Source organism: Allobosea spartocytisi (assembly GCF_014764685.1).
GTDB classification, from domain to species: domain Bacteria; phylum Pseudomonadota; class Alphaproteobacteria; order Rhizobiales; family Beijerinckiaceae; genus Allobosea; species Allobosea spartocytisi.
The window spans coordinates 84,832-105,539 of record NZ_JACXWY010000003.1; the positions used below are offsets into that span (position 1 = coordinate 84,832).

General features: G+C 68.2%; 21 protein-coding genes and 1 pseudogene. 9 read left to right on the forward strand and 13 right to left on the reverse strand.

The genetic code is table 11. The features are described from left to right. Nucleotides 1-87 precede the first annotated feature (87 nt). The 4 genes from IED13_RS05755 (at nt 88) to IED13_RS05770 (ending at nt 3,216) form a co-directional block, all read left to right on the forward strand. A complete protein-coding gene (locus tag IED13_RS05755; RefSeq protein WP_191123652.1) occupies nt 88-528 on the forward strand; it encodes a MarR family winged helix-turn-helix transcriptional regulator in 441 nt (146 codons plus the stop codon). Between the two features lie 33 nt (nt 529-561). Then, the gene (locus tag IED13_RS05760; protein WP_113253754.1) at nt 562-966 is read left to right on the forward strand and encodes a VOC family protein; all 405 of its coding nucleotides are present in this window, start codon (nt 562-564) and stop codon (nt 964-966) included. Between the two features lie 95 nt (nt 967-1,061). Next, complete coding sequence (locus tag IED13_RS05765) at nt 1,062-2,573, forward strand: MDR family MFS transporter (RefSeq protein WP_248312473.1); 1,512 nt, start codon at nt 1,062-1,064, stop codon at nt 2,571-2,573. An 85-nt stretch (nt 2,574-2,658) separates the two neighbouring features. Continuing rightward, nucleotides 2,659-3,216 (forward strand): DUF1269 domain-containing protein, encoded by a 558-nt coding sequence (locus IED13_RS05770; RefSeq protein WP_113253753.1) that lies wholly within the window; start codon nt 2,659-2,661, stop codon nt 3,214-3,216. Between the two features lie 100 nt (nt 3,217-3,316). On the opposite strand, the gene dapD is transcribed toward IED13_RS05770, so the two are convergent. From dapD to IED13_RS05795, 5 genes are all read right to left on the reverse strand, one after another. Next, nucleotides 3,317-4,159: a 2,3,4,5-tetrahydropyridine-2,6-dicarboxylate N-succinyltransferase gene (dapD, locus tag IED13_RS05775; protein ID WP_112765198.1), complete on the reverse strand. Its 843-nt coding sequence runs from the start codon at nt 4,157-4,159 to the stop codon at nt 3,317-3,319. 59 nt (nt 4,160-4,218) lie between these two features. Beyond that, a complete protein-coding gene (gene cobF, locus IED13_RS05780; protein ID WP_191123653.1) occupies nt 4,219-4,980 on the reverse strand; it encodes a precorrin-6A synthase (deacetylating) in 762 nt (253 codons plus the stop codon). 53 nt (nt 4,981-5,033) lie between these two features. Further along, nucleotides 5,034-5,351 (reverse strand): hypothetical protein, encoded by a 318-nt coding sequence (locus IED13_RS05785; RefSeq protein ID WP_260368373.1) that lies wholly within the window; start codon nt 5,349-5,351, stop codon nt 5,034-5,036. Further along, complete coding sequence (locus IED13_RS05790; protein WP_038364612.1) at nt 5,341-5,610, reverse strand: hypothetical protein; 270 nt, start codon at nt 5,608-5,610, stop codon at nt 5,341-5,343. Before IED13_RS05790 ends, IED13_RS05785 begins: the two co-directional genes overlap by 11 nt. A 140-nt stretch (nt 5,611-5,750) precedes the next feature. After that, nucleotides 5,751-6,533 carry a VOC family protein gene (locus IED13_RS05795; protein ID WP_191123654.1) on the reverse strand — a complete coding sequence of 261 codons (783 nt, stop codon included), beginning with the start codon at nt 6,531-6,533 and terminating at the stop codon, nt 5,751-5,753. A 192-nt stretch (nt 6,534-6,725) separates the two neighbouring features. Between IED13_RS05795 and IED13_RS05800 the strand changes: the two genes are divergently transcribed. Further along, on the forward strand, nt 6,726-7,628 hold the full coding sequence (locus IED13_RS05800; RefSeq protein WP_191123655.1) for an aldose 1-epimerase family protein: 903 nt from the start codon (nt 6,726-6,728) through the stop codon (nt 7,626-7,628). Nucleotides 7,629-7,637: 9 nt separating this feature from the next. Here the strand turns inward: IED13_RS05800 and IED13_RS28695 are convergent. The 6 genes and pseudogenes from IED13_RS28695 to IED13_RS05830 form a co-directional block, all read right to left on the reverse strand. Continuing rightward, nucleotides 7,638-9,227 (reverse strand): annotated as a pseudogene (locus tag IED13_RS28695) (ABC transporter substrate-binding protein). A 50-nt stretch (nt 9,228-9,277) separates the two neighbouring features. Continuing rightward, complete coding sequence (locus IED13_RS05810; protein WP_191123656.1) at nt 9,278-10,786, reverse strand: serine hydrolase domain-containing protein; 1,509 nt, start codon at nt 10,784-10,786, stop codon at nt 9,278-9,280. Between the two features lie 3 nt (nt 10,787-10,789). Further along, on the reverse strand, nt 10,790-11,947 hold the full coding sequence (locus IED13_RS05815; protein WP_191123657.1) for an amidohydrolase: 1,158 nt from the start codon (nt 11,945-11,947) through the stop codon (nt 10,790-10,792). Nucleotides 11,948-12,060: 113 nt separating this feature from the next. After that, nucleotides 12,061-12,276, reverse strand: coding sequence for a hypothetical protein (locus IED13_RS05820; protein ID WP_112765190.1), 216 nt, complete (start codon nt 12,274-12,276; stop codon nt 12,061-12,063). A 104-nt stretch (nt 12,277-12,380) separates the two neighbouring features. Beyond that, the gene (locus IED13_RS05825) at nt 12,381-13,121 is read right to left on the reverse strand and encodes a M48 family metallopeptidase (RefSeq protein WP_191123658.1); all 741 of its coding nucleotides are present in this window, start codon (nt 13,119-13,121) and stop codon (nt 12,381-12,383) included. A gap of 74 nt (nt 13,122-13,195) precedes the next feature. Continuing rightward, a complete protein-coding gene (locus IED13_RS05830) occupies nt 13,196-14,497 on the reverse strand; it encodes a polyhydroxyalkanoate depolymerase (RefSeq protein ID WP_081925507.1) in 1,302 nt (433 codons plus the stop codon). A 132-nt stretch (nt 14,498-14,629) separates the two neighbouring features. Between IED13_RS05830 and IED13_RS05835 the strand changes: the two genes are divergently transcribed. The 3 genes from IED13_RS05835 (at nt 14,630) to IED13_RS05845 (ending at nt 16,786) form a co-directional block, all read left to right on the forward strand. Continuing rightward, on the forward strand, nt 14,630-14,782 hold the full coding sequence (locus IED13_RS05835; RefSeq protein ID WP_210323521.1) for a hypothetical protein: 153 nt from the start codon (nt 14,630-14,632) through the stop codon (nt 14,780-14,782). Nucleotides 14,783-14,811: 29 nt separating this feature from the next. After that, nucleotides 14,812-16,131 (forward strand): ActS/PrrB/RegB family redox-sensitive histidine kinase, encoded by a 1,320-nt coding sequence (locus tag IED13_RS05840; RefSeq protein ID WP_112765222.1) that lies wholly within the window; start codon nt 14,812-14,814, stop codon nt 16,129-16,131. Nucleotides 16,132-16,219: 88 nt separating this feature from the next. Then, nucleotides 16,220-16,786, forward strand: a complete 567-nt coding sequence (locus IED13_RS05845; RefSeq protein ID WP_038364622.1) for an ActR/PrrA/RegA family redox response regulator transcription factor — start codon at nt 16,220-16,222, stop codon at nt 16,784-16,786. 69 nt (nt 16,787-16,855) lie between these two features. Here the strand turns inward: IED13_RS05845 and IED13_RS05850 are convergent, their stop codons facing one another. Further along, nucleotides 16,856-18,025: an MFS transporter gene (locus tag IED13_RS05850; protein WP_133565881.1), complete on the reverse strand. Its 1,170-nt coding sequence runs from the start codon at nt 18,023-18,025 to the stop codon at nt 16,856-16,858. Nucleotides 18,026-18,160: 135 nt separating this feature from the next. Next, nucleotides 18,161-18,628: an MmcB family DNA repair protein gene (locus tag IED13_RS05855; protein WP_133565880.1), complete on the reverse strand. Its 468-nt coding sequence runs from the start codon at nt 18,626-18,628 to the stop codon at nt 18,161-18,163. Nucleotides 18,629-18,817: 189 nt separating this feature from the next. Here IED13_RS05855 and IED13_RS05860 point away from each other — a divergent pair, with 189 nt between their 5' ends. Next, the gene (locus IED13_RS05860; RefSeq protein ID WP_191123660.1) at nt 18,818-20,704 is read left to right on the forward strand and encodes a TRAP transporter large permease; all 1,887 of its coding nucleotides are present in this window, start codon (nt 18,818-18,820) and stop codon (nt 20,702-20,704) included. Nucleotides 20,705-20,708: the final 4 nt, after the last annotated feature.

The window sequence follows — 20,708 nt, forward strand, 5'->3', positions numbered from 1 at the left end:
ATAGGCATCTCACGCGGCAGCCAACGTCAAGCCGAAGAGCGTCGCTTCCGGCTTGACAGGAATCGTTGATATCAACAGAAAAGGATCATGACCGAACTACGAAGCGTCCCCTTCGAGACGACCCTGCTTGTCCGCGACTGTTGCCTGTGCCTGCATGTGCAGCGTGCGGCCCGCGCATTGGCGCGCCGCTTCGACGAGGCGCTGCGGCCGCTCGGACTGACAAACGGGCAGTTCTCGCTGCTGATGTCGCTGAACCGGCCCGAACCGCCCTCGCTCAAGCCGGTGGCGGAACTGCTGGCCATGGATCGCACGACGCTCACCGCAGCCCTGAAGCCGCTTGAGCGGCGCGGGCTCGTCAGCATCGCGGCCGACCCGCGCGACCGCCGCAGCCGGCGGCTCTCGCTGACCCCGGCGGGGCTTGAGCTTCTGGCCGCGGCAGTGCCGATCTGGCAACGGACCCATGAGATCGTCGATACGCAGCTCAACGACCCGCCTCGCTTCCGGCGGGAACTCGGCCGCATCGTCTGATTACCCTCGCTTCCCACTTCTGAAGGACAAGCCATGCCCCAGATGATCTTTCTCAACCTGCCCGTGAAGGATCTCCCAAGATCGACGGCTTTCTTCCAGGCGCTCGGCTTCTCCTTCAACCCGCAATTCACCGACGACACCGCCGCCTGCATGGTGATCAGCGACACCATCTTCGCGATGCTGCTGACCCACGCGAAATTCGAAAGCTTCTCGCCGAAGCCCATCGCCGACACCAATGAGAGCATCGAGGTCCTGACCTGCCTGTCGCGGGAGAGCCGGACGGATGTTGACGCGATCGTGAAGGCCGCCGTCGCCGCCGGTGGCTCGACCTACAACGCGCCGCAGGACCATGGCTTCATGTATGGTCACGGCTTCCGCGACCTCGACGGCCATGTCTGGGAAGTGATGTGGATGGACCCGGCTGCCGTCCAGGGTTGAGCCGACCCGTCTCCACCGCAGAGCCGACCCCACGCCCCGCTCCTAGCGCATGATGCGCTGTGGAATTAACCTGTGGCCATTCCCCAGATGCAAGTTTGGCTGCAGGCTCCATGGACAAGCGGGTCGAGACACAGGCGCATGCCGCGCCGCTGACGCATGCGGACATCCGCTCGATCCTGATCGGCGTCATGGTTGCGATGTTCCTGGCCGCGCTCGACCAGACGATCGTCGCGACCGCGCTGCCGACGATCGGGCGCGAGCTCGGCGACGTCACCCACCTGCCCTGGATCGTCACCGCCTATCTCCTGGCCTCGACCGCGGTCACCCCGCTCTACGGCAAGCTCGCCGACATCCATGGGCGGCGCGTCGTGCTGCTCTCCGGCATCGTCGTCTTCGTGATCGGCTCGGTCGCCTGCGCGCTGGCGCCCAATCTCTGGCTGCTGATCGTCGCCCGTTTCGTACAAGGGTTGGGCGGCGGCGGGCTGATCGCGCTGGCGCAGACCATCGTCGGCGACATGGTGCCGCCACGGGAGCGGGGCCGCTATCAGGTCTATTTCGCCAGCGTCTTCCTGTCCTCCTCGCTGATCGGCCCGGTGCTGGGTGGCGTGCTGGCCGAGAAGCTGCACTGGTCCGTGATCTTCTGGATCAACGTTCCGCTCGGCTTCGGCGCCTATTGGATGTCGAGCGCGGCGCTGAAGCGCCTGCCGCGGCATGAAAGGCCGCACAAGCTCGACGTTCTCGGCGCCATGCTGATGACGGCGGGAACGCTCTCGCTGCTGCTGGCCTTGTCCTCCGGCGGCACGGCCTATCCGTGGCGCTCGGCGCCGATCGCGGGGCTCATCGCGGCCACGCTGGTGTTGTGGAGCCTGTTCGCCTGGCGCCAGCGCACGGCCAGCGAGCCCCTGATCCCGCTCGACATCATGACCAACCGGGTGGTGCGCGCCGGCACGGTCGCCGCCGGCTTCGGCATGGGCACCTTCATCGGCCTGACCATCTACCTGCCGCTCTATTTCGAGACGGTGATGGGGCTGAGCGCGACCTATTCCGGGCTCGGCCTGTTGCCGCTGACCTGCGGCACGGTGATCGGCGCCACCGCCTCCGGGCGCGCGATGACGAAGCTCACCCACTACAAGCGCGTGCCCATGGTCGGGCTCGCCGTCGCGGCCGTGGGGACCGCGGTGATGGCCGTGTTTTCCGGCCGGATCCCGCTGGTGCCGTTCTGCATGATCCTGGCGATCGTCAGCCTCGGGCTCGGCACGCTGCTGCCCGTCGCGACGGTCTCGATCCAGAACGCCGTCAGGCCGCATCAGCTCGGCACGGTGACGGGCGTGGCGAATTTCTTCCGGCAGATCGGCGGCGCGCTGATCGTCGCCGCCCTGGGCGCCATCGTACTCGGCGGCGTCGGCGGCGAGACGGCCCAGCTCTCGCCCGAAGCGCTGAAGCTCGGCACGGTCGATCGCGACATGATGGTGACGCTGTTCCGCTACGTCTTCGGCGCGGCCTTCCTCGGCTTCGCGCTGGCCTTCGCTTTCATCACCTGGATGGAGGAATTGCCGCTGCGCGGCGGGGCGGCCGAGGCTGCGACGGCCGCCGCGGCGATGGAGTAACGGAACCGGGCCGGCGGCGGCGCGTTTCCATCTGCCTGTCATCTGCCCGAGGCAGGCTCACCGCCTTTGCAGCAGGAGCGCCGCCATGTCCGATCTCGTCGTCATCGTCTATCCGACCGAGGCCCGCGCCGAGGAGATGCGCCAGAAGCTCATCGGCCTGCAGAAGGAATATCTGATCGAGATCGGCGACGCCGCCATCGCGGTGATGCATGAAGACGGCAAGGTGAAGCTCAACCAGCTGCTCAACACCACGGCGCTCGGCGCGGTCTCCGGCTCGTTCTGGGGGCTGCTGATCGGCGCGATCTTCCTGATGCCGCTCTTCGGCGCCGCGCTCGGCGCGGCTTCCGGCGCACTCGGCGGCGCGCTGACCGATTACGGCATCGACGACAAGTTCATGAAGGACCTCGCCGGCAGCCTGCAGCCCGGCAATGCGGCGCTGTTCGTGCTGGTCAAGAAGGTGACCGGCGACAAGGTGCTGGAGGCGATCCGCGGCACCGGCGGCACCGTTCTCAAGACCTCGCTCGACCGCTCGCAGGAGCAGAAGCTGCGCGACGCGCTGGCCGATGCCCACGCGACCATGCCGCCGGCAGCCAACGCCGCGCCGGCGCCGCAGGGAACCGGCGCTCCCTCGCCCGTGGGCTGAGCGATCACCCTCCCGTCGTGCTCGGGCTCGACCCGAGCATCTCCTGCCGGAGATTCCCGGGTCGAAGCTGCGCTTCGCCCGAGAATGACGGTACGCGTTCTCAGTCCCTGAGCAGCTCGTTGATGCCGGTCTTGGAGCGCGTCTGCGCGTCGACCGTCTTGACGATGACGGCGCAGGAGAGCGCCGGGCCCGGCGTGCCGTCCGGGAAGGGCTTGCCCGGCAGCGAGCCCGGCACGACCACCGAATAGGGCGGCACCTTGCCGATATGGACCTGGCCGGTGGCGCGGTCGACGATCTTGGTCGAGGCCGAGATGAAGACGCCCATCGAGAGCACCGAGCCCTCGCCGACGATCACGCCCTCGACGACCTCGGAGCGGGCGCCGATGAAGCAGTTGTCCTCGATGATGGTCGGGTTGGCCTGCAGCGGCTCGAGCACGCCGCCGATGCCGACGCCGCCCGAGAGATGCACATTCTTGCCGATCTGGGCGCAGGAACCGACCGTCGCCCAGGTGTCGACCATGGTGCCGCTGTCGACATAGGCGCCGATATTCACAAAGGACGGCATCAGCACGACGTTCGGCGCGATGTAGGAGCCCTTGCGCGCGGCGGCCGGCGGTACAACGCGGAAGCCGGCGGCGCGGAAGCGGTTCTCGCCCCAGCCCTCGAACTTCGACGGCACCTTGTCCCAGAACACGCCCTCGCCCGGGCCGTTGGCGATGATCATGTTGTCGGTGAGGCGGAAGGAGAGCAGCACCGCCTTCTTCAGCCACTGATGGACGATCCAATCCGCGCCTTGCTTCTCGGCGACGCGGGCCTCACCCGCATCGAGCATCTCGATCGCCCGCTCGACCGCCTCGCGCACGGCGCCCTTGGTCGAGATGCCGATCTCGGCCCGGTTCTCCCAGGCGGCGTCGATGGTGGCGGCGAGATCGGCGAGGGACATGGGACACGGCTCCGGCGCTTGAAGGACGGCCGGAGCGATGGCGGATGAGGGCGCGTCCGTCAAGCCGCGACGCGACGGCGCAGCAGATAGGTGTCCATGATCCAGCCATGGCGGGCGCGGGCCTCGGCCCTGACACGGGTGATTTCGGCAAGGGTCTGCGCGAGCGGCCCGGCGAGCAGGATCTCGTCGGCCGTGCCGAGATAGGCCCCCCAGAAGATGTCGAGCCCGTCGGGAGCGATCTTGGCGAAGGCCTGTTCCCCGTCGAGCATCACCACGACGCTGTCCTGATCGACGGGGAAGCCGGCGGCCAGCCGCCGGCCGGTCGTGATCAGGATCGGCGCGCCAATGGTGTTCAACGGAATGCGGTGGCGGGCAGCCAGCACCTGGACGCTGCTGATGCCGGGATAGACCTGCCAGTCGAGATCAAGGCCGGAAGCGGCGACCCGCTCCATGATGCGCAGCGTCGAGTCGTAGAGCGCCGGATCGCCCCAGACGAGCAGCGCGCCGGTCTCGCCCTCGGCCAGCTCGCTCTCGAACAAGCCCCGGTAGCTGGCCGCGATGCGCGCATGCCAATCGTCGACCACGCCCGGGTAGTCGTCGCCGGCTTCGGCCCGCCTTGGAATGGTAACCGGCACGCTGCGATAGCCGGGCTTGCGGATGAAACGCGCGCAAATGGCCTCGCGCAGGTGGCGCAGCGCCGCCTTCTCCTCGCCCTTGTCGGGAATGAACAGCACATCGGCGCGGTTGAGCGCTTCGATCGCCTCGATCGTGACGTGGTCGGGATTGCCGGCTCCGATGCCGATGACGAGGATGTTGCGCATGCTGCTCCGAAGGCTCGCAGCGACTTACCATGAGCCCGGCCCGAAATGCGAGATCAGGCCCGGCCGGCCACCGCCATCCGCGCGAGGTCGGGATGCCGCGACAGCGCCGCGCCGCGCTTCAGCGCCGCTTGAAGCGCCTCCAGATCCGCCGCAGGACATGGCTGCCAGCCACAAGGGCACGGCCGATTGCCGCAATGAGCATCCGCCACCTCCCTGTAGATCGATCCCAGCGCCTCCGCCGCCAGTTCGACCAGCGCCAGGGGCGGCAGCCGGGTCCCCTGCAGCGCGGCGCAGAACGCCGCCATCATCGCCTCGCGGATGTCGCGCCCTGCCGCTTCGAGCACCTCGCCGTCCGACAGATCAGGCGGCACGGTCGATGCCCCGCATCGCCGCGGGACGATGGGGCGGCGGCGGCCCCTGCTCGGGCAACGCAACGGCGAGCAGGTCGACAAGGCGCCGCATGCGCGCCGGCAAGGCGGTATGGGTGGAGAAATCGGCCGGCCCTTTGGCCAGGGCGAATGCGCGGCGCAGTTCCGGCCGGCTCGCGCCGGTGCGGACCACTTCCCGCATGATGATCTCGTCGATTCGGCCGATGACGGCCGCGACATCTGCTTCGGTGATGCCGGTCATGCTGGCACTTCCCTCCGTCGATTCCTTCAGCGGAAGGAGACATAGGTGAGCAGCGCGATTCGTTCAAGTCGTTGTTTTTATTGAATAAATAGAATGATTCGAATGTAAACGCACCCTTGTCGCCGATGCGCGTGACCAGATCATGACCGCCGGCGCCGCACGATCTCCAGCGGCGCGCCATGGCTCGCCCGCCGGTCGAGCGCGATGTCCTCGGCCCCGAAAAAGGACAGCGCGCAGATGCCCTGCCCGCGCGCCGCCAGATGCGACGAAGGCGCCTGGCCTGCGTCGCGGGGCGCGACGATGGACAATGTCTGCTCGCCGATGCGGAACTGCGCGAGGCCGAAACCGAGCCCCGGCACGGTGCCGACCGCGACAGGCTCCTGCCTGAGCAAGGCGCGGTAGCGCGCCGTCGCGGCGGCCAAATCGCGCACGGCCACGGTCACGGCCGCCACGCCGGTCACGCCGTTGGCATGGATGCGCGGCGCCCCTTCCGGCACACGCAGATGACGCGGGGTGGTGTCCTCGACCAGAAACGGAATGTCCGGCTCCAGCGGGCGGGCCGAACGCCAGGCGATGCGGCTGCCGTCCGGCTGGAGCCGGCTGCCGTCGATCGGGCCCTCCAGCTCGATGCCGGCGGCACGCTGGCGCGCGATGTCCGCTTCGAAATCATCCGGAAGCAAGGCGTAGTCGACGAAGCCGGGGCCGGCCGCCCGGAACACCTCCCACCAGCGGAAATCCGGAACCGGGGTCGGGAAGGCGATGATCTCGAGATAGGCGCCATCCGCCAGCACCACGAGCGCATTGCGCGAGCCGCGCGGATGCTCGCCGCCGGGAAGAACCGTGAAGCCGAGCGCTTCATAATCCCGCGTCGCCTGGTCGAGATCGGCGACGGCGATGACGATATGGTCGATGGTGAAGGGCATGGCCGGTCCTGCTCAGGCATGGCTCGCGATGGCTTCGACGGCCCCGCGCCGCCAGATCGCCCGAAAGGCCCGGCTTCGGCAAGCGGCCTGCCGGCAAGGCTGGGCCTCGCGCAGCGCCTGTGCGGCCATACGGATTCCCAGCGGCCGGCGATTGCCTTATCGACAGGGACAGGCCGCCGGCGGAGAAGAACCATGAGCGACACCCATGAGATCGCCTCCGGCGGCCTGAAGGCGACGATCCGCGCGCAAGGCGGTGAAGTCGTCGCGTTTTCGGATGCGAATGGCCCGCTGCTCTGGCATGGCGGGCCGGAATGGCCGCGCCATGCGCCGGTGCTCTTTCCCATCGTCGGACGATTGGCGGAGGACACGCTGATCCATCAGGGCCGCGCCTACCACCTGACTCAGCACGGCTTCGCCCGCGACAGCCTGTTCGCATGGGTCGAGCGCAGCGAAAGCCGCGCCGTGCTGGAATTGCGGGAGAGCGAGGCGACGCTCGCAATCTATCCGTTCCGCTTCGTGCTGCGGATGATCTACGAGATCGCCGATGGCGCGCTGTCGGTGACGACGCATGTCACGAATCCAGAGCAGACCGCATTGATCTGCGGCGTCGGCGCCCACCCGGCTTTCCTCTGGCCCCTGGCCGAGGGCGTTCCGAAGGAGCGGCACAGGCTGAGTTTCCCGCAAGCCGAACCCGGCCCCGGCCTCGGCGTCGCGGGTGGCTTGCTCGGCCCGGCGCTGCCGCTGCCCTTCGCCGGGCGGGAGCTCGAACTGACCGAGGGGCTTTTCGCCAATGACGCCATCGTCATTGCGGATGTCGCCAATCACGCCGTGCGTTTCGCCGCTCTCGACGAAGCCGGGCGCGAGGTCCGGGCACTGAGCGTGAGCTGGGAAGGCTACAAGGACCTCGGCATCTGGTCGAAGCCGACGGGCGCGCCCTTCCTTTGCATCGAGCCGTGGTTCAGCATGGCGAGCCCGATCGGCTGGCAGGGCGAATTCGCGGACAAGCCGGGCGTGCTCAAGCTCGCACCCGGCGAAAGCCGCGATTTCGTCTGGCGGGCCGAGCCGCATTTCATTCCGACGCGCGCGCCAGAATAAAATCCGGCCTCACTTCTTCTCGATGTTCCAGAACAGCATGACCGGCGCCGCCAGCACACCGCTGATATTGGTACGACGGGCATAGGGCTGATCGAACTGCCCGAGCACGCGGTAAGGCTGCACCTCCGCCAGCCGCTTGTGCAGCGCCTCGAGCGCAAGCTGCCGGCTGGCATCGTCGGGCGCATCGACGAAGGCGCCGCGCAGCTTCTCGGCCTCGGCATCGCAAGGCCAGCCGGCCCAGGCGCGCTCGCAGGCCATGTTGGTGCCGATATTGGTCAGCGGCGACTGCATGGTCGCGCCGGACGCATAGGTGACGAAGAGGTTCCAGCCGCCCTGATCCGGCGGGCCCTTGTTCTGCTGGCGGGTGGTGACGGCGCCCCAATCGGCGAACTGGACCTCGACATTGAAGCCGACCTTCTTCAGCGAATCGGCCGCGACCTCGGCCATGCGGCCGATCGGCGCGATGTCGTTGCTGGTCGAGAGCACCAGCTTCTCGCCCTTGTAGCCGCTTTCCTTCAGGAGCTGGCGCGCCTTCTCGAGATCGGGCTTGGCATAGGCTTCCGCCCCGATTTCGGTGCCGTTCGGACTGCCGCAAACGAAATAGGCGTTTCAGCGCTTCCACCATTCCTCGTCCCCGAAGCCGGCGGCGAGGAAATCGGCCTGGTCCGTGGCATAGGCGAGCGCGAGCCGGGCCTTGGGATTGTCGAAGGGCGGATAGAGATGGTTCGGCCGCAGCATCACCTGATTGGCGAGGTTGGAATAACGCTCGACCTTGACGTCGCGATTGGAAGTGATCGTCGGGATCAGGTCCTGGCTCGGCTGCTCCCAGATGTCGATCTCGCCGGTCTGGAGCGCGGCCGCAGCGGTCGCGGCATCCGGCATGATCAGCCATTCGACGCGATCGACCTTGACGACCCGCCCGCCCGCGAGCCCGTCGGCCGGCTCGGAGCGCGGCACGTAATCGGGGTTGCGGTCATAGACGATCTTCGAGCCGCTGCGCCATTCCGCGCGATTGAAGGTGAAGGGGCCTGAGCCGATCGCCTCGGTGATCGGCTTCATCGGGTCGCTCTTGGCATCTGCCTCGCGCATGATCACCGGGATCTGGCCGACAGCGGAGCCGAGCGCGAAGGGCACCAGCGCCAGCGGGCGCTTCAGCTTCAGCTTGAAGGTCCTGGCGTCGACCGCCTCCATGCCTTCGGTGTATTCGGCGAGCTTACCGCCGATGGTGTCGCGCTTCATCCAGCGCGCGAGCGAGGCGATGACGTCCTTCGTCGTCACCGGCTGGCCGTCATGGAATTTGAGGCCGGGCCGCAGGGTGAACGACCAGGTCAGCTTGTCCGGCGAGGTCTCGAAGCTCTCGACCATCTGCGGCTTGGGCTGGAGGTTCGAATTCCAGGCGAAGAGCGTCTCGTAGATCATCAGCCCGTGCATGCGGGTGATGACGATGGAGGCCGCGACCGGGTCGAGCGTCTTGAGATCGGCATGCGGCGCGACGCGCAGCACCCGGTTCGGCGCCGGCTGCGTCTGTGCCCGGGCGGCAAGGGGCAGCAGGGCCGTCGCCGCCAGGGCGAGAGCCGTTGCAAGGCGGGGTAGACGCATGGGAACCTCCTCCAGTCTTCGTCAGGCCGGCGCCTCCCCCTCAGGAGCGCCTAGTCGACACGCTCCATCTGCAAGATCCTCGCCCGGTGGCCGGCGACCCGCAAACCGCCGGTACTGTCGAGCCAGAGGCAAGGCCGCGCCCGCCAGGGTCCGTGCGCGAGATCGGCCAGCGCCCGGCCGTTGGGCAGCGGCGTCAGCCGGGTCGCGGTGCCGCCGGCCGGCCAGGGCCATAGCGCGGTGCCATCCGGCCGGATCGCGATCTCCGTGCCGAAATGCGGGTCGCGCCAGCGGCCGATCAATCGCGCGTCGAGCGGCGTGTCGGCCGGCACGCGCCGCAGCGAACGCCGGACGCCGCCGATCAGGCCGGCGAGGCCGTCCGCCCCTTCCCGCCGCAGCCGGATGTCGAGATAGGCCGGCAGGCTGCGCAGGCCGCCCTCGCCGTCGGCGACGAGGCGCTCATAACCGCCCATGAAGCTGATCGAATCGGCGGTCAGCTCGGCCCAGAACGGGCCCTCCTCGCTCACGAAGAGCCCCGTGGGAGCCTCTGCCGCAGCCGGCAGCGGCTCTCCCAGCAAGGCCGCCAGCACCGTCAGCGCCGGCCAGAGCGCCTCCTCCTCGCGATTGGTCAGCACGACCACGCCGACGCCGAGCGCGGGCGCCATCAGGGCATGGTTGCGATAGCCCGGCAGCGAGCCGCCATGGCCGATGATGTCGATGCCGCCGAGACGGCTGAAGACCAGCCCGAGCCGGTAGACGCTCTCGCTGCCATCCCCGAAATGGCGCGGCGCCGTCAGCCGCTCCCGCATGCCGGCGAGAGGACCGCGGCCGGCGAGCAAAGCCGAAAACCAGCCGGCGAGGTCGGCGGACGAACCGGCGATGCCGCCGGAGGCGGAGAAATGGAAGCCGTAATGGCCGCGCCGCCAGGCCGCGCCATCGCGCCAATAGCCGGTGGCGAGGCCGGGCACGATCTCCGCGCTGTCATAGGGCAGGCGGAAGGAGAGCCCGAATTCGCCCGACAGCGCCGCGACGGTCTCGCCATAGGGCTTGCCGGTCAGCTTTTCGAGGATGCGCTGCCCCAGCCTCCAGCCCGTGTTGGAATAGGCCATCTCGGTGCCCGATGGCGCACTCAATGACGGGAAACGGCAGGCGAGCGCGTAGATCTCGTCGGCGCTCAAGGTCGCCGTATAGGGCGCGCCCTGCTGCCAGAAGGCCTCCATCATGTCCGGCAGGCCGCCGGTCATGTCGAGGGCGCGGCCGAGCTCGACGGCGGCCAAGGGCACCGGCAGTTCGGGCAGCCAGCGACCGAGCGGGGCATCGAGCGGGACGCCCTCGCGCAGCAGCGCGACGGCCAGCACATGCTTGCTGATCGAGGCGAAGCGGTTCGGCGTGGCGGGCGTGAAGGGCAGGCCGTGCTCGATGCTGGCGAACCCGCCGGCAAACGCCTCGCGAACCCCGTCGCGGTCGAAGAGCACGACGGCGCCACCCGGCCCGGCGTCCCGATCCCAGGTGGCGGCGATGTCGGCCGCGCGCGCGGCGGCCCCTGTCCAATTCGCTGCCATGACTCAGGCCGGCTGCGCTTCGCCGAGGAGATTGCGCAGCGCCCGCATGAAGACGCGCGCGCCGGTGCCGATGGCGTCGTCCGGGAAGTCGAAATCCGGATTGTGCAGATGGGCGGTATCGCCCGAACCGAGCAGGAACATCGCCGATTTCGCACCACAGCCGAACAGGCCGAAATCCTCCGAGCCACGCGACGGCTTGGTCGGCCCGTGCGGGACGTTCTCCTCGTCCATCGCCCGGCGCAGCATGGCGACGGCCTCCGGCTCGTTCTCGCAATGGTGGAAGATGTCGTGATAGCTCATGTCGACCGTCAGCCGGTTCGCCTCCGCCGCCTCGCGCACCAGCGCCTCCGCCGCCGCGCAGAGTGCGCCCATCTGCGCGTCGTTGACGGTCCGCAGCGTCGCCCAGAGCTCGCCATGGCCGGGCGCGATGCCGAAGGCCGGCTCGCCGATCTCGACATGGGTGACGGTGACCAGACGGAAATGCTCGTCGAGCGGGCCGCCCGGCCCAAGCGCCGTCAGGGCGGGGATCAGCGTCGCGATGGCCGGAGCGGGCGAGCGGCCATGCTCCGGCGTCGAGGCATGCGAGGTCTCGCCGGTGAGCACGATCCTGATGCCGCGCGAGGCGCAGTTCGCCGCGCCTTCCGAGATGCGGGCATGGCCGACCGGCACGCCCGGGCGATTATGCAGGGAAAAAGCGTAATCGGGGGCGATCGCGGCGAATTTCGGATCGGCGATGACGGCGGCCGCTCCTGCGCCGGTCTCCTCCGCCGGCTGGAACAGCAGGATGGCGCGGCCGCGCCTGGGCGGATTGCGGTGGAGCCCGCGCGCCAGCCCGGCCAGGATGGTCATATGGCCGTCATGGCCGCAGAGATGGCCCTTGCCGGGGATTTCCGAGCGGTGGTCGCTGCTGGAGAGTTCCTCGATCGGCAGCGCGTCGAGCTCGGCGCGGATCATCACGGTCGGTCCGGGCTCGGCGCCCTCGTAGATCGCCGCGACGCCGTGGCCGCCGAGACCCGTGACGATGCGGTCCGGCTGCGTCGGTTCGATGAAGGCGACGATGGTGGCGGCGGTCTCGCGTTCCTCGCCGGAGATCTCGGGCCGGCGATGCAGCCGATGCCTGAGATCGACCAGATCGACCATGTCGCTGTTGCTCAGGAACATCCGCAAACCTCCCACGGGCAGCCAGCGATTCAGCCGGCTCTTTCCGTCAGAGGTTCGACAATTCTGACGCCCCGGCAAGCCTCACAGAGGCCGGGGCGCCATGCAGCGATGGTTCAGTTGCCGAGCTCGGCCTCGATCTCGGCGTCGAACGCCTCGGCCAGCATGGCGCGGCAGGCTTCGGCCTGCTGGCGGGCGGAATCGAGGGCGATGTGGGGCATGATCTCGGCGAGGTCGCGCAGAGCGAAATCAACCGCCGACAACAGGCCCAGGACGGGCTGCCCGACCGGGGCGGGCTGTGGCGGACGACGGAACGCGATGACCTGACCCATAAGCATACTCACACTGAAGGCGAATCGGCGCCCAGTGTGCGGGTACAATTTTCAGAAAGTGGTTAACGGCGGAAAGAGGGCTGGCGAAGCCTGCCCGCGACGCCTCAACCGAAGCCGTGCAGCCCCGCCCCATGGCGCTTGAGCCAGGCCTCGGCCTCCTCCGTGCGCGGGCAGAGCTTGTGCGTCAGCGCCCAGAAGCGGTGCGAGTGGTTCATCTCCTTGAGATGGGCGACCTCATGGGCGGCGAGATAGTCGAGCACGAAGGCCGGGGCGAGGATCAGCCGCCAGGAAAAATTCAGATGCCCCTGCGCGGAGCAGGAGCCCCAGCGGCTCGTTGTGTCGCGAATCGTGATCTTGCGAGCGGGAATGCCGAGATTGGCGGTGTGGCGGCGCACCGCCTTCTCGAGATCCTCGAGCGCGAGGCGCCTGAGGAAATCCTTGACCCGGCGCGGGACATGGGCGCCCTCGCCCGCCACCGCGACGATCGGCGCGCCGTCCTTGTCCGTCGTCGTCTGCGTCACGCCCCGCGCCTTCGACCAGTGGACGATGCGATGCGGCACGCCGCGCAACGGGATCACCCGCCCAGGCTCGAAAGGCACGGCGAGGGGGCGCTTGGCGATGCGGGCCGCGATCCAGCCGCCATGATTCTCGGCGAACGCCCGGCCGGCGGCGAAATCGGCCCGCTCGGGCAAGGTCAGGGTGACCTCGCCCGTCGCCTGCGAGACGCGCAGGGTCATGCGCCGCGCATTGGCGCGCCGCTTCACCAGCACGGGAAAACGCTGACCGGCATGGACCACGTCGATGCGGTCCGGGTCGGGCTGGCGCTTGAACAGGGAGATGCGCATGCGCGGTGATTGTGCGGGATTCGCGGGCGATGCGGAAGAGGCTGCGCGCCGCAGCCTCCGCCAGCCGGGAAGGCTCAGCCCGCGATCTTCAACGCCTTGCGCTGCTCGCCCGCGCTCTCGTCGCGGCGATCCTTGGCGGCCTCCATGTCGAGGCTGACCATGAAATCGGAGATGCGCGGCTGAATCTCGGCACGGAAGCGCGAGCCGTTGAAGACGCCGTAATGGCCGACCTTGGGCTGGAGATAGTGGACCCGCTTCGCGTCGGGAATATTGACGCAGAGATCATGCGCCGCCTTGGTCTGGCCGACGCCGGAGATGTCGTCCAGCTCGCCCTCGACGGTCATCAGCGCGACGCGGCGGACCGCCGTGAGGTCGACCGGCTTGTCGCGATGCATCATCTCGCCCTTCGGCAAGGCGTGCTTGACGAAGACGGTGTCGACCGTCTGCAGGTAGAATTCCGCCGTCAGATCCATGACCGCGAGATATTCGTCGTAGAAATCCCGGTGCTTCTCGGCGGAATCGCCGTCGCCGGAAACGAGATGCTTGAACATGTCGTAATGGGCGGTGACGTGGCGGTCGATGTTCATCGCCATGAAGCCCGACAGCTGCATGAAGCCGGGATAGACCTGCCGGAACGCGCCCATATGCGGGAAGGGCACGGTGGTGATGCAGTTGCGCCGGAACCAGTCGGTGCCGCGCTCCATGGCCAGCTGGTTGACCGCGGTGGGCGAGCGGCGGGTGTCGATCGGCCCGCCCATCAGCGTCATCGAGCGCGGCGCGCCGTTGTCGCCCTCGGCCTCCATCCGCGCGACGGCGGCGATGACCGGCACCGAAGGCTGGCAGATCGCCATGACATGCGTGTCGGGGCCGAGCTTGTGCACCATGTCGATGACGTAATCGATGTAGTCATCGAGATCGAAGCGGCCTTCCGAGAGCGGCACGAGGCGCGCATCGGCCCAGTCGGTGATGTAGACCTCGTGGCCGGGCAGGAAGGCCTCGACCGTGCCGCGCAGCAGCGTGGCATAGTGACCGGACATCGGCGCGACGATCAGCACCTTGGGCTGGGGCTTGCGGCGGCCGGGAATCTTGCGGTCGAAATAGACGAGCTTGCAGAAGGGCCGTTCCCAGACGACGCGCTCCTCGACCGGAACCTTGACGCCGTTGATCGTCGTCTCGTCGAGGCCGAAGGCCGGCTTGCCGTAGCGGCGGGTCATGCGCTCGAACAACTCGCAGGACGCGGCGACGCTGCGGCCCATCGGCGTATAGGTCAGCGGATTGGCGGGGTTCTTGAACGCCAATTGCATCGCGTCCGAGACGCCGCGCATCGGGCTCACCAGCATGTGAACCGCTTCATAGGCATGATAGGCAAACGACATGGCGGCCCCGTACATGCGATTTTGACGTCCTTCCGGCGGCGCAGCAAAACGATGATGCGTCGCAACAACGCACCTTACGTTGATTTTGTTCTCATTCAACCCGGCTAAAGGCTAAGATTCTCTGACATGTGGATGGCCTATGGCAGGAACCTCGCTCCGCAGCGGCGCGGACGGAGCCAGGACGGCAGCAATCGCAAGGTGTTGAACGGGGTGTCGAACGCGGTCTTAGGCGAGATTTTGGGCAAGGTCTTGAGCAAGGTCCTGGGCAAGGTTCTGGAACAGTGACGGCCTCCGACCTGACGACGCCCGCCCTGATGCGCTCCAACCGGCATCTGCGGCTCGACACGCTGGTGCGCCTGCGCTGGCTCGCCATCGCCGGGCAGAGCGTCGCCGTCGCCGGCGTCCATTTCGGCCTCGGCTTCCTCCTGCCCTTCGGCTGGTGCTTCGGCGTCATCGCGATCTCGGCCTGGCTCAACATCGCGCTGCGCGTGCGTTTTCCGCTGAGCCACCGGCTGAGGGACGCCCCGGCAACCGCGCTGCTGGCCTTCGACATCGTCCAGCTCGCGGCGCTGCTCTACCTGACCGGCGGGCTGCAGAACCCCTTCGCCATCCTCTTCCTGGCGCCGGTGCTGATCTCGGCGACCGCCTTGCCGCCGCAGCGCACGCTGGTGCTCGGCCTGCTCGCCGCGGCGCTGGCGACCGTGCTCAGCCGCTTCCACCTGCCTTTGCCCTGGGCCGGGCCGGACCGGCCGACCTTGCCGCCCTATTACCAGCTCGGGAACTGGGTCGCGCTGGTGCTGGGCCTCGCCTTCACCGGCATCTATGCCTGGCGCGTCGCCAAGGAGGCACGCGACCTCTCCGATGCGCTGGCGGCGACCGAGCTCGTGCTGGCGCGCGAGCAGCATCTTTCGCAGCTCGACGGGCTCGCCGCCGCTGCCGCGCATGAGCTCGGCACGCCGCTCGGCACCATCGCGCTCGTCGCCCGCGAGCTGACGCGCCTCGCCCCGCCCGACGGGGAGATGGCGGAGGACATCGCGCTGCTGCGCGAGCAGGTCGAGCGTTGCCGCGGCATCCTCGCCAAGCTCTCCAGCCTGCAGGACGAAGATGCCGGCCCGCTCGACAGGCTGACGCTGCGCCTGCTGATCGAGGAAACGGCCGGGCCGCAGCGACCCTTCGGCGTGCCCTTCGAGATCACCATGCAAGGCGAGAAGCCGGAGCCCGTCTGCCGACGCAATCCCGGCATGATCTACGGCCTCGGCAACATCGTCGACAACGCCGTCGATTTCGCGCGCGCGGCCGTGACGATCCGTGCATCCTGGACCGCAAGCCATGTCACGCTGACCATCGCCGATGACGGGCCGGGCTTTCCGCCCGACGTGCTGATGCGAGCCGGCGAGCCCTATCTCTCGCGCGGGACGGCGGAGAACCGCGCCGGCGGCGGGCTCGGCCTCGGGCTCTTCATCGCCAAGACGCTGCTCGAACGCGGCGGCGCCTCGATCGAATTCTCGAACCGGCCCGCGCCGGAGAGCGGCGCCTCGATCCGGATCGACTGGCCCCGCGACATCTTCGAAGCCGACCTTCCGGCCTTCGGGGGTACCGCAGCCCCGCCATCCGCACTACATGAGAGGGGTTGAGCGCGGGGCCAAAGCCCTGCGAACAACCGAAACGATCCCAAAACCCGCGCAACCGCAGCGCGCATGGACAAGCGGCAAGGAGACCAGAATGCAGGATACCCAGAGCGAGATCGACAGGCCCGGAACCGGCGCCGACATGTCCCTGCTGCTGGTCGACGACGACAAGCCGTTCCTGACCCGCCTCGCCCGCGCCATGGAAGGCCGCGGCTATATCGTGCGCATCGCCGACAGCGTCGCGGCCGGCCTCGCCGCCGTGGAAGAGGCGGCTCCCGCCTTCGCGGTGATCGATCTCAGGCTCGGCGACGGCAACGGGCTCGACGTGATCGCCCGGCTGAAGGAGCGCCGCCCGGATGCGCGCGGCGTCGTCCTGACCGGCTATGGCAATATCGCGACGGCGGTCAGCGCCGTGAAGCTCGGCGCCTTCGACTTCCTCGCCAAGCCGGCTGATGCCGACGAGATCCATGCGGCGCTGGCCGCCGCCCGCGACGCCCGCCCCTCGCCGCCGGAAAATCCGATGTCGGCAGACCGGGTCCGCTGGGAGCATATCCAGCGCGTCTATGAACTCTGCAACCGCAACGTCTCCGAGACGGCGCGTCGCCTCGGCATGCACCGGCGCACCTTGCAGCGCATCCTCGCCAAGCGCGCACCGCGCTGACGCCAGGCAGATAACGAAAACCCCGCCGGATCACGATCCGGCGGGGTTTTGCTTTCCGAAGCGTCTTCTTCAGGCGCAGACCGTCCGCGCGGCCTTCCGATCCAGCGTCAACGCGACCGCCGCCAGCCCCAGCGCCGCGAGCGGCACCAGCGCGGCGACCGGCGCGATCGCGCCAAGGCCGGGGCCATGCGAGATCACCAGCCCGCCGAGCCAGGCGCCCAGCGCATTCCCGAGATTGAAGGCGGCGATGTTCAGGCTGGACGCAAGGCCCTGGCCAGCGCCGCCCGCCTGCTGGAGCACCCACATCTGCAGCGGAGCCACCGTGGCGAAGGCCGCCGCACCCAGCACGAAGGCAGCGATCACCGCGCCGGTCTGGCTGTGGAAGGCGAAGCCCGACGCGAACATCGCCACGGTCATCAAGGCGATGGTGCCAATCAGCGCCGGCGCGAGGCTCCGGTCGGCCCAGCGACCGCCGAGCAGGTTGCCGACGACGAGGCCGCCGCCGAAGACGAGCAGCACCGGCGAGACAGCGGCCTCGCTGAAGCCGGCGAGCTGGACGAGGATCGGCTGGATGAAGGTGAAGATCGCGAAGATGCCGCCGAAGCCGAGCACGGTCATGACGAGGCCGAGCTGAACCTGGGGCCGCGCCAGCACCTTCAGCTCCTCGGCGAGCGGCCCCGGAACGACGCGTTCCTTGTCGGCGGGGACGAAGGCCGCCAGCACGAGGAAAGCCAGGATGCCGATGGCGGTGACCGCCCAGAAGGTCGAGCGCCAGCCGAAGGCGAGGCCGAGCCAGGAGCCGAAGGGCACACCGAGCAGGGTCGCAAGCGTCAGGCCGGTGAACATAATCGCGATGGCGGAGGCCTTGCGCTCGGGCGCGACGAGGCTCGTCGCCACCAGCGAGCCGACGCCGAAGAACGTGCCATGCGCCAGCGCGGTCACGATGCGCGCCGTCATCAGCCAGGCGAAGCTCGGCGCCAGGGCGGCTGCGAGATTGCCGAGGGTGAAGATCGCCATCAGCACGAGCAGCGTCGTCTTGCGCGGCAGACCGCGCGTCGCGATGGTCAGGATGGGCGCGCCGACGAAGACGCCGAGCGCATAGCCGGTCATCAGCAGGCCGGCGACGGGGATGGACACGCCGAGATCGCCCGAGACCTGCAGCAGCAGGCCCATGATCACGAACTCGGTGACGCCGATGCCGAAGGCACCGACGGTCAGGGCATAAAGGGCAACGGGCATGGAAGCCTCCGGATACGATTTGTCCCGGAGATAGCCCCTGAAGCGCTGTGAATTAGTATGAGAGACGGATCATCATCTGTGAGATGAATTCACGATGGGGCACCCGGCTACACGGAACGCTGCCGTCTCCGACGCTCAGCCCGCGCCGGGCGGGTCCTCGAGCAGCGCCAGCCGCCCCGCCGCCAGCTTCGCGAAAGCGATGGTCAGCATCTTGCGACGCGCCGGCGCGAGCGGATGGCGCGGCGGCTCGCGCAGCAATTCGCCGCCATAGGCGTCCGCGACGATCAGCCCGACATCATCAGGCAGGATCTCGCGCGGGAATTCCGGCGCCACGGCGAAGAGGAAACCGTCGCAATAGTCGCGATAGTCCGGCCATTTGCCGTCGACCCGGTAATCGGCGAGTCCGGACTTGACCTCGACCACCCAAAGCTCGCCCGCGGGCGACAGCGCGACGATGTCGCCGCGCCGGCCATTGGCGAAGGTCATCTCCTTGACGATGGCATGGCCGCGCTCGCGCAGATGCCGGCTGGCGCCCCGGCAGACGGCGCGGGTGATATCCGGCCGCGCCGGCGGCGGGTTGAGAATGGCGTCGGTGAGGGACATGGTCCATGTTCTCTCTTTGTTTTCAAAAAGGCAACCCGCGAAACTGCTTGACGGGATATCGGCCTGAGCCAGGCGGCCCAACGCATCGAGGTGCGTGCATGCCGAACGGGAGAACCCGACGTTACGGCTAGTCTCCCGGACCCGCCCCGGCCTATAAGGGCTCAAAATACGATAAGCGGAAACGTCTCGATGGATGCTCACGGCGCAAGCCTGCCGATTTCGGCGGATGTTTCCGCGACCGCGCTTGGCCGCGCTGCCGCCCCTGTCGAGCGGGTGCTCGGTCTGCTGGTCGAGACGATCGCGGCGATTCTGGTCGTCGTCGAGATCTCGCTGCTCGGCGCCGGCGTTCTGGCGCGTTACGTCTTCCACGCACCGCTGGTGTGGTCCGACGAGCTCGCCTCGATCCTGTTCCTGTGGCTGTCGATGCTGGGCGCGGTGATCGCGCTCAGGCGCGGCGAGCATATGCGCATGACCGGGCTTGTCAGCCGCGTCTCGCCCGGCACCCGCGCAGTGCTCGAGGCGCTCGCCGTCACCGCCGCGATCGCCTTTCTGCTGATGATCCTGCCGCATGCGCTGGAATATGCGGAGGAAGAGAACTTCATCGTCACCCCGGCGCTGGGGATCTCCAATGCATGGCGTGCGGGCGCGCTCCCCATCGGCATCGCCCTGATGCTCGTCGTCGCCTGCTTGCGCCTCGTCCGCTTCGGCTCATGGAAGCCGGTGCTGCTGGCAGCCACCGTCACGCTCGCGCTCGTCGCCCTGTTCTGGCTCGCCGGCCCGATGCTGAAGCCGCTCGGCAAGCTCAACCTGATCGTCTTCTTCGTCGGCGTCGTCGCCCTCAACGTCTTCTCCGGCGTGCCGATCGCGTTTTCCTTTGCCCTCGCCACCTTCGGCTATCTCGCCTGCACGACCTCGACACCGATGCTCGTCATGGTCGGACGGCTCGACGAGGGCATGAGCCATCTCATCCTGCTCGCCGTCCCGCTCTTCATCTTCCTCGGCGCTCTGATCGAGATGACCGGCATGGCGCGCGCGATGATCCAGTTCCTCGCCTCGCTGCTCGGCCATGTCCGCGGCGGGCTGTCCTATGTGCTGATCGGCGCGATGTATCTGGTCTCCGGCATCTCCGGCTCGAAGATCGCCGACATGGCTGCGATCGCCCCGGTGCTCTTCCCGGAAATGCAGAAGCGCGGCGCCAAACCCGGCGACCTCGTCGCGCTGCTCTCCGCCACCGGCGCCCAGACCGAGACGATCCCACCCTCGATCGTGCTGATCACCATCGGCTCGGTCACCGGCGTCTCGATCGCCGCGCTGTTCACCGGCGGCATGCTGCCCGCCGTCGTGCTCGGCGCCGCGCTCTGCGTCGTCGTCTGGTGGCGCTGCCGGGGCGAGGACCTCAGCAACGTCACGCGCTTCTCCCGCCGCGAGATCGCCAAGCTCGCCCTGATCGCCGCGCCCGCCATCGCGCTGCCCTTCGTCATCCGCGCCGCGGTCGTCGAAGGCGTTGCCACCGCGACGGAGGTTTCGACCATCGGTATCGCCTATGCGATTCTGGCGGGCCTCCTGCTTTACCGCCAGTTCGACTGGCGCCGCCTGCCGAAGATGCTGGTCGAGACCGCTTCCCTCACCGGTGCCATCATCTTCATCATCGGCTGCGCCACCGCCATGGCCTGGGGCCTGACCCAGTCCGGCTTCTCGCGCGACCTCGCCCAGGCCATGGCCGCCGTGCCCGGCGGAAGCTGGGGCTTCCTCGCCATCTCGATCCTCGCCTTCACCATCCTGGGATCGGTGCTGGAAGGCATCCCGGCGATCGTGCTGTTCGGGCCGCTCGTCTTCCCCATCGCCCACCAGCTCGGCGTGCACGAGGTCCACTATGCCATGGTCGTGATCTTCGCGATGGGCATCGGCCTGTTCGCCCCGCCCTTCGGCGTCGGCTATTACGGCGCCTGCGCCATCTCGAAGATCAACCCCGACGATGGCCTGAAATACATCTGGGCCTATATCGCGGCCCTTCTCATCGGGCTGCTGATCGTCGCAGCAGTCCCGTGGATATCCATCGGCTTCCTCAGGAGTTGAGGCT

What these genes read in the sequence shown, in the direction of transcription:
- IED13_RS05845 (WP_038364622.1), top strand. Translation starts at nt 16,220, where the DNA reads ATGCAGGATACCCAGAGCGAGATCGACAGGCCCGGAACCGGCGCCGAC.
- IED13_RS05795 (WP_191123654.1), bottom strand. Translation starts at nt 6,533, where the DNA reads ATGCCCTTCACCATCGACCATATCGTCATCGCCGTCGCCGATCTCGAC.
- IED13_RS05840 (WP_112765222.1), top strand. Translation starts at nt 14,812, where the DNA reads ATGCGCTCCAACCGGCATCTGCGGCTCGACACGCTGGTGCGCCTGCGC.
- IED13_RS05860 (WP_191123660.1), top strand. Translation starts at nt 18,818, where the DNA reads ATGGATGCTCACGGCGCAAGCCTGCCGATTTCGGCGGATGTTTCCGCG.
- dapD (WP_112765198.1), bottom strand. Translation starts at nt 4,159, where the DNA reads ATGTCCCTCGCCGATCTCGCCGCCACCATCGACGCCGCCTGGGAGAAC.
- IED13_RS05770 (WP_113253753.1), top strand. Translation starts at nt 2,659, where the DNA reads ATGTCCGATCTCGTCGTCATCGTCTATCCGACCGAGGCCCGCGCCGAG.
- IED13_RS05760 (WP_113253754.1), top strand. Translation starts at nt 562, where the DNA reads ATGCCCCAGATGATCTTTCTCAACCTGCCCGTGAAGGATCTCCCAAGA.
- IED13_RS05825 (WP_191123658.1), bottom strand. Translation starts at nt 13,121, where the DNA reads ATGCGCATCTCCCTGTTCAAGCGCCAGCCCGACCCGGACCGCATCGAC.
- cobF (WP_191123653.1), bottom strand. Translation starts at nt 4,980, where the DNA reads ATGCGCAACATCCTCGTCATCGGCATCGGAGCCGGCAATCCCGACCAC.
- IED13_RS05835 (WP_210323521.1), top strand. Translation starts at nt 14,630, where the DNA reads ATGGCCTATGGCAGGAACCTCGCTCCGCAGCGGCGCGGACGGAGCCAG.
- IED13_RS05810 (WP_191123656.1), bottom strand. Translation starts at nt 10,786, where the DNA reads ATGGCAGCGAATTGGACAGGGGCCGCCGCGCGCGCGGCCGACATCGCC.
- IED13_RS05755 (WP_191123652.1), top strand. Translation starts at nt 88, where the DNA reads ATGACCGAACTACGAAGCGTCCCCTTCGAGACGACCCTGCTTGTCCGC.
- IED13_RS05800 (WP_191123655.1), top strand. Translation starts at nt 6,726, where the DNA reads ATGAGCGACACCCATGAGATCGCCTCCGGCGGCCTGAAGGCGACGATC.
- IED13_RS05790 (WP_038364612.1), bottom strand. Translation starts at nt 5,610, where the DNA reads ATGACCGGCATCACCGAAGCAGATGTCGCGGCCGTCATCGGCCGAATC.
- IED13_RS05855 (WP_133565880.1), bottom strand. Translation starts at nt 18,628, where the DNA reads ATGTCCCTCACCGACGCCATTCTCAACCCGCCGCCGGCGCGGCCGGAT.
- IED13_RS05850 (WP_133565881.1), bottom strand. Translation starts at nt 18,025, where the DNA reads ATGCCCGTTGCCCTTTATGCCCTGACCGTCGGTGCCTTCGGCATCGGC.
- IED13_RS05820 (WP_112765190.1), bottom strand. Translation starts at nt 12,276, where the DNA reads ATGGGTCAGGTCATCGCGTTCCGTCGTCCGCCACAGCCCGCCCCGGTC.
- IED13_RS05830 (WP_081925507.1), bottom strand. Translation starts at nt 14,497, where the DNA reads ATGTCGTTTGCCTATCATGCCTATGAAGCGGTTCACATGCTGGTGAGC.
- IED13_RS05815 (WP_191123657.1), bottom strand. Translation starts at nt 11,947, where the DNA reads ATGTTCCTGAGCAACAGCGACATGGTCGATCTGGTCGATCTCAGGCAT.